Annotated in this window: 7 protein-coding genes; 3 read left to right on the plus strand and 4 right to left on the minus strand. The window is 64.3% G+C overall.

Annotated elements, in window-relative coordinates; genetic code table 11:
- The coding region (locus D769_RS20465; protein ID WP_008649022.1) for a DUF2076 family protein at positions 1-303 on the minus strand (303 nt) is incomplete at its 3' end.
- A 132-nt stretch (positions 304-435) separates the two neighbouring features.
- Here D769_RS20465 and pip point away from each other — a divergent pair.
- Positions 436-1,392: a prolyl aminopeptidase gene (pip, locus tag D769_RS20470; RefSeq protein ID WP_008649024.1), complete on the plus strand. Its 957-nt coding sequence runs from the start codon at positions 436-438 to the stop codon at positions 1,390-1,392.
- A gap of 397 nt (positions 1,393-1,789) precedes the next feature.
- Here the strand turns inward: pip and D769_RS20480 are convergent, their stop codons facing one another.
- On the minus strand, positions 1,790-4,207 hold the full coding sequence (locus tag D769_RS20480; protein ID WP_193750059.1) for a DUF3772 domain-containing protein: 2,418 nt from the start codon (positions 4,205-4,207) through the stop codon (positions 1,790-1,792).
- 359 nt (positions 4,208-4,566) lie between these two features.
- Between D769_RS20480 and D769_RS20485 the strand changes: the two genes are divergently transcribed.
- Together D769_RS20485 and D769_RS20490 are read left to right on the plus strand one after the other, a co-directional pair.
- Entirely contained in the window at positions 4,567-4,974 is a 408-nt protein-coding gene (locus tag D769_RS20485; RefSeq protein ID WP_008649028.1) for a VOC family protein, read from the plus strand.
- Entirely contained in the window at positions 4,971-5,342 is a 372-nt protein-coding gene (locus D769_RS20490) for a cytochrome c family protein (RefSeq protein ID WP_008649030.1), read from the plus strand. Before D769_RS20485 ends, D769_RS20490 begins: the two co-directional genes overlap by 4 nt.
- A 60-nt stretch (positions 5,343-5,402) precedes the next feature.
- Here the strand turns inward: D769_RS20490 and D769_RS20495 are convergent, their stop codons facing one another.
- Complete coding sequence (locus D769_RS20495) at positions 5,403-5,720, minus strand: YnfA family protein (RefSeq protein ID WP_008649032.1); 318 nt, start codon at positions 5,718-5,720, stop codon at positions 5,403-5,405.
- Positions 5,721-5,757: 37 nt separating this feature from the next.
- On the minus strand, positions 5,758-6,402 hold a 645-nt coding region (locus tag D769_RS20500), incomplete at its 5' end, for a LysR substrate-binding domain-containing protein (RefSeq protein WP_040011171.1).

The following is a 6,402-nucleotide window of genomic DNA, read 5'->3' on the forward strand; positions in this document are numbered from 1 at the left end:
GGCGCCCGGCATCGGGCGGTTGGGGTGGTTGCCCCAGGCGTTGGCGTCATCGATAAAGCTGCGCGAGCCCTGGCCCTGCTGCATTTGCTGAACCTGCTGCTGGAGCGATGCAATCTGGGCCTGGGCATTCACCAGTGCGCGATCAAGCAGCATGGCGCGCTGTACGAGCAGATAGGCGGCGTCGGGCTGCCGGGCGGCCGCATCGGCGATCATCGCCGCGGCCTGCGGGTCCTTGCCATCGGCGCGAGCCTGCACGAGTTGGCTCAGGAAGGTTTCCAGTGCTTGCATGTCTTGAGGGGTCATACGTCACCTTTCCAGGAGGCGGTTGCGGTACGGCTCCACTGTAGGGACCAAGACTTAAACGAAACTTAAAGGTGCGTTGCGCTGCACGATGGCGCTACACTTGGCTTCCCTCAAGGCTTTCCGGGAGGCGACATGCCTGAACCGCGCACCCTCTATCCCGCTACCGAACCCTACGAGACCGGCACGCTCGACGTCGGCGATGGCCACGTGCTGTATTACGAGCGCGTCGGCACGCGCGGCGCCAAACCGGCGGTGTTCCTGCACGGCGGGCCCGGTGGCGGCATCTCGCCCGATCATCGACGCCTGTTCGACCCCGCCCGCTACGATGTGCTGCTGTTCGACCAGCGCGGCTGCGGCCAGTCGACGCCTCATGCCGAGCTGGAGGCCAATACCACCTGGCATCTGGTCGACGACATCGAAAAACTGCGCGAGCGGATCGGCGTCGAGCGCTGGCTTGTGTTCGGGGGATCATGGGGATCGACGCTGGCGCTTGCCTACGCGCAGACACATCCTCAGCGTGTGAGCGAACTGGTGCTGCGTGGCGTCTATACGGTGTCGCGGGCCGAACTCGACTGGTATTACCAGTTCGGCGTATCGGAGATGTTCCCCGACAAATGGGCGCGTTTTCAGGCCCCGGTGCCGGAGGCGGAGCGCGGCAACATGATGGCCGCCTATCGGAAGCTCCTGACCGGCGGGGACAAGGCAAAGCAGGTCGAGGCCGCGCAGGCCTGGAGTGTCTGGGAAGGTGAGACGATCACGCTGCTACCGGACGCCGATATCAGCACCAAACATGCCGACGGACATTTCGCGCTGGCATTCGCGCGCATCGAAAACCACTACTTCACACACGGTGCCTGGCTTGACGACGGGCAACTGTTGCGCGACGCGCATCGTCTGGCCGGCATCCCTGGCGTGATCGTGCATGGTCGCTACGACATGCCTTGTCCGGTGCGTTACGCCTATGCCCTGCATCAGGCCTGGCCGGACGCGGATTTTCATCTGATCGAAGGCGCGGGCCATGCCTGGAGCGAACCCGGCATTCTCGACCAATTGATTGCCGCAACGGACCGCTTCGCCGGTAAGGAATAAGTCACATCGCCCGGGCGTGGCGATCGAACGATCGTGCGCCTATACTGGATTCTGCTGCGTTGCACAAAAATCACCTGTCGCGGGTGTCATTGCCGCGAATCGCACCAGAATCTGGAGAGCGCCATGGTTCCTTGCGAACTCTGCAAGAGCCTGCTGGGTCGTCCCGGTTATGTTCCGCCACACCCCCGCCTGATCCGCACCGGCGATGCCATATCCGGCACCGGTGCGCAGGCCTTCCTCTACACATGCCAACGGTGCACCCAGGTGATCGCGCTCGCCACCCATGACGATGGCGCCGATTATTGGACTGGGCACGAAGGAGCAATGGGGTGACGTGGTGATGGGGTGACGGGGAGTCGACTCGTCCCAATCTGCGCCCCTGATCTACCACCCCCATTTACGTCCCCAATGCCTCCATATTTTCCAGCCGCAGCGTTTGTGGCGCCGACAGCGGAATCTCCTCGGCGCGAAGCCGCTTGAGGATCTCGAACAGCAGGTCGCTCTTGGTGCCACCAGCGATGCGGGGGCTGTTCACATAGCCGGTGACGCTCAGCGTGATGCCGTTCGGCGCCAACTGGCTGAACGTCACCGATGGCGCGGGGATGTCGAGGATCGCGTGGTTCTCGCGGTAGACGTCGAGCAGCAGGTCGCGCACGGCTTCGGGGTCGGTGTTCAGTGGGAACGTCAATTGCAGCGTGGCCACACCTTGCGTGTTGTTGTGCATCGTGACGTTACGCAGGTTCTGCGAGATCAACTGCGAGTTCGGCACGATCACGGTCGAGCGGTCGGCCAGCTGGATTTCCGTCGCGCGCACGTTGATGCGACGGATATCGCCTTCGACGCCAGCCAGACTGACCATGTCGCCTACCTTGACCGGGCGCTCGGTCAGCAGGATCAGTCCGGAGACGAAGTTCTTGACGATCTCCTGCAAGCCGAAGCCGATACCGACCGATAGCGCGCTGACGATCCACGCCAGGTTTTCCCATTTGACGCCCAGCAGCGAGAGCGTCAGCAGTACCAGCAGCACGTAGCCGATATTGCTGAACAGCGTGATCAGCGATGCACGCAATCCGGACTCCGAGCAAAGCTTCGGCAGCAGTTCCGCATCGAGCCATCGTCGTACCGAGCGTAGCAGCCAGATGCCGACCACCAGCGCGATCACCGCGTTCATGATGCGGTCCGGCATGATGTTCAGCGCGCGTAGCTTCTCGCCGCCGAGCATGGCCAGCAGGCTGTTGAAGAGATCGGCGGGTGTCGTGCCGAAGCCGCCGGTGAGGAGCGCCAGCACGGCCAGCAGAAGCAGCACGCTGGAGCCGAGACCGGAAAAGACCGTGGAGGCCTGTTCGAGCTGGGTATCGCCTGCGCCGAACAGTTGCTTGATGACGCGTCCGCCGCCGTACTGGCTGGAGAACGTGGCCTCGCAGATGTCGCGCGTCAGTTGCGTGAGCAGGTAGAGGCTGCACAGCACGATATCGAACCAGACCAGTTCGTAGGTCAGGAAGCGCGCGATGCTGATGTAGCCGATCAGCAGCGCGCCGAACGAGATCGCCACGGTCAGCGTGACGCCGACGTGGATCAATCCGACGAGCGTGGCACGGGCTTCGGGCTGTTCTCCGGCGGCGAGCAGTTCGGCGCGCACGCGACTGGCTCGCAGCAGTGCGGCGCCAATCGTCAGCACCACCACCAAGGACACAACGCCTCTGCCGAGCAGCGTGACCGGCAGGCTCGTATCGGCCATGCGGTTGAACTGCTCAAGCGTGCCGGCCAGCAGGAGCAAGCCGGCCAGCACCGTCGGGAACGGCTTCATGGCGAGCGCCAGCCGGTCGGCCAGCGCAGGCAGCCGCCATGAAGGATGCCGCGTGCAGAGCAGGGCGCGGCCCAGGCCCGCGATCAGCGCGCTGGTCATCGCCAGCTTGGCGATCTCGTTCAGCAGGTCCTGAACCTCGGGCGGGACGTCTTCGCCGCCGGTGAACGCCGCGAATGCAATGCGCACGCCGGTGGCCGTGGCGATCACCGTGGCCAGTGTCGTGGCGAACGCCAGCGCGCTACGGCGGATGCGAGCTTCGGGCAACTGCGTCAGGCAGAGCCACGCCGCGCCGCGTTCGAGCAGACGACGCCCAAGTGTCCACGCGGCCAGTGCGATCACGAGCAGGATGACCGTGGTCGCCCGTTGCCCAGACGCCCAGGCGTGCTCGAACATCGGGACGATCTCGTCGGTGAAGGCGCCGGGCCGCTCCGGGTCCTCCGGCGCGCGGCCAAAGAGTGGCTTCCAGAACTGGGGATTCAGGATGCTCTCCGAACGCAACGCAAGCTGATCCTTCATCTGCGTGCGTTGCAGTTTGGCCAGCTGTTCCTGCAGGTGCGCGATGTTGTCCTTGCTGTTGGCCGCCTGCTTCAGTTCGTCGTCGAGCTGCGTCTTGCGCGCGGTGAGTTCGGCGCGCTGTGCGACCACTGCAGGGGCTTCCTTTGCCTTTCCGGCTTCGGGCGGCGGGCCCAGCACATCTAGCTGGGATTGCAGCTGCGCGCGTTGCGGCGTCAGTGATGCAGCGAGCTTGTCGACATCGGTGGCCAGTTGCTTGAGGTCGTCGTCGAGTCCATTGATTTTGGTGCGCCCCAAGGCGCTGGAGGCCTGCTGCTTGATCTGGTCCTGCGCGGTCTGCAGGCGCTTGAGTTCGGCAACGGCCTCCGCGTGCGTCAGCACGGGAATCTGCTGGGCCTCGGCGTCCGAGGCGCTTTCCGTGGCAAGCGCGGGGGCGGCGACATGAAACAGTGCGGCCAATACAAGGCTCAAGGCGAGCCTGGAAATCTTGCTCATGGCGAATTGCACTTCGTGGAAATTTTCCGGGTTCGCCAGTCCCGGCAGGCAGTGCCGGGCGCGACGCGCCAGGATGAACAACGAAAGCGCAGCCGCGCATGGTGCGCTGGGCCGCCACTTTCAACGAGTGCGGGCTGACATGCGGATGGGATGCCGCCCGGCGGAGGAGACTGAGTCTGAGTCAGAGTCTGGGCGCGTCAGTTACGCACGACGCGCCCGTCGTGGAAGACCGCATTATACGTACGCGTATGCATCACACGGGGTGTACAGTACCGCTTGTTTCACAGCCAAACGTCTTGTTACATCTCACTGTCGGTATCGTACGGACCCCGACAATCCCATCAGGAAAAAGGCCCCCCATGACGCTCGCAATCGATCGCTTCGACCATATCGTGCTCAATGTGAAGGACGTGGAGACCAGCGCCGCGTGGTACGAGCAGGTGCTCGGCATGAAGCGTGAGGACTTCGAGTCACGTTCCGGCAAACGGGTATCGGTGAAGTTCGGCCAGCAGAAGATCAATCTGCGTCCGGTGGGCGAAGACACCGTTGCATGGTTCACGGGTGTGCATCCAACCTCCGGCAGCGACGACCTCTGCTTCATCACGCACATGCCGCCGCAGGAGGTGGTTGCGCATTTCCTGGCCCACAAGGTGGCCGTGGAAGTCGGTCCGGTGCAACGCACCGGGGCGCTCGGGCCGATCACATCAGTCTATTGCCGTGATCCCGATGGAAACCTGATCGAGGTGGCGAGCTATCCCGCAGCATGAAATACGCATTACCCCTGGTTCTTGCCCTGCTTGTCCATCCAGTCGCCAATGCAGCCGTCGGTAATGTCCAGGCCGGCAAGGAGACCTTTACCCGGCTCTGCGCCTCATGCCACCGCGTCGGCCCGTCGGCGCGTGGCGCATTCGGACCCCAGCTCAATGGCGTGTTCGGTCGCAAGGCCGGCAGTACGGCGGATTATCGTTATTCCGATGCGATGAAGGCGTCGAGTGTGGTCTGGTCGGATGCCACGCTGGGCGCCTTCGTGCAGTCGCCGGGCAAGGTGGTGCCGGGCACGAAGATGCGTTTCTGGGGCATGAGCGATCCGCAGCAGATCGCCGATCTTCTTGCTTACCTGCGCACCTTCCAATAGCGAGAAAGGTGGAGGCAAAGGCGGAGGCAAGGGCGGGAGCAGGAAGAGCAGGGCGGCGCGTCAGCGCGGCTGGAACACGATGATGGCCATGCCACCCAGCGCCACCGCCACGCCGGCCAAATCCCAAGGACTCGGGCGCACGCCATCCACCGCCCACAGCCATGCGATGGCCATCGCGATATAGACGCCGCCGTAGGCTGCATACACACGGCCGGAGGCGTCCGGATGCAGTGTCAGCAGCCACGCGAACACGGCCAGCGATGCGGCGCCGGGCAGGAGTACCCACGGGCTCGCACCCTGGCGCAGCCAGAGGTAGGGCAGATAGCAGCCGAGGATCTCGGCCAGCGCGGTAAGCAGATAGAGTCCAACGGTTTTCATCCCGGTTTTCAGCCTTTTCCTTGTTCCTGCTGTCGTTTCAGATGGCCTGGCGCAGCGCCGCTGCCAGCCCCGTCACCAGTTCGTTTTCCTGCGACTCGCGCCGCCACATCAAGCCCACGGGTGGCAGGTCCCACGAGAGCGAGAACGGCAGCATCGCGGCATCGCCCAGTTCGACCAGTTCGGCCCCAACTGACCTCGGCACGATCGTGATCACGTGCGGCTGGCTGCGTAGCAGCGTGGCCATCGGCTTGACCGAATAGGTTTCGACGATCGGCAGCGGCGGCGCCACGCCGGCCAGCGCGAACATCGTATTGATCGTGCGGCGCACCGGCGTATGGTGCGGCGGCAGTATCCAGTCCAGCTCGGCCAGCCGCTTCCAGTCCAGTCCGCCGCGCGACAGCCGCGCGGCAGCGCGTGACGGTACCACGAGCACCGGCTCCTCGCGATAGAGCGGTTGCTGGACAATGTCTTCCCCGGCCAGGTAGAACGATCGCGCGATCGCGCAATCGAGTTCATGCTGGCGTAGCGCGACGACCAGTTCGTCGGTGGTGCCTTCCCTGACCAGCACCGAGATGCGCGGCGTGCGGTTCAGCCCGTAGGCGAGCGCGGCATCGAGCACGGCGCGCGCCGTATAGGGGATGGCGCCGATGCGCAGCCGGCCGCGCAGACCGGCCTCGATCAC

Source organism: Cupriavidus sp. HMR-1, from assembly GCF_000319775.1.
Classification (GTDB): domain Bacteria; phylum Pseudomonadota; class Gammaproteobacteria; order Burkholderiales; family Burkholderiaceae; genus Cupriavidus; species Cupriavidus metallidurans.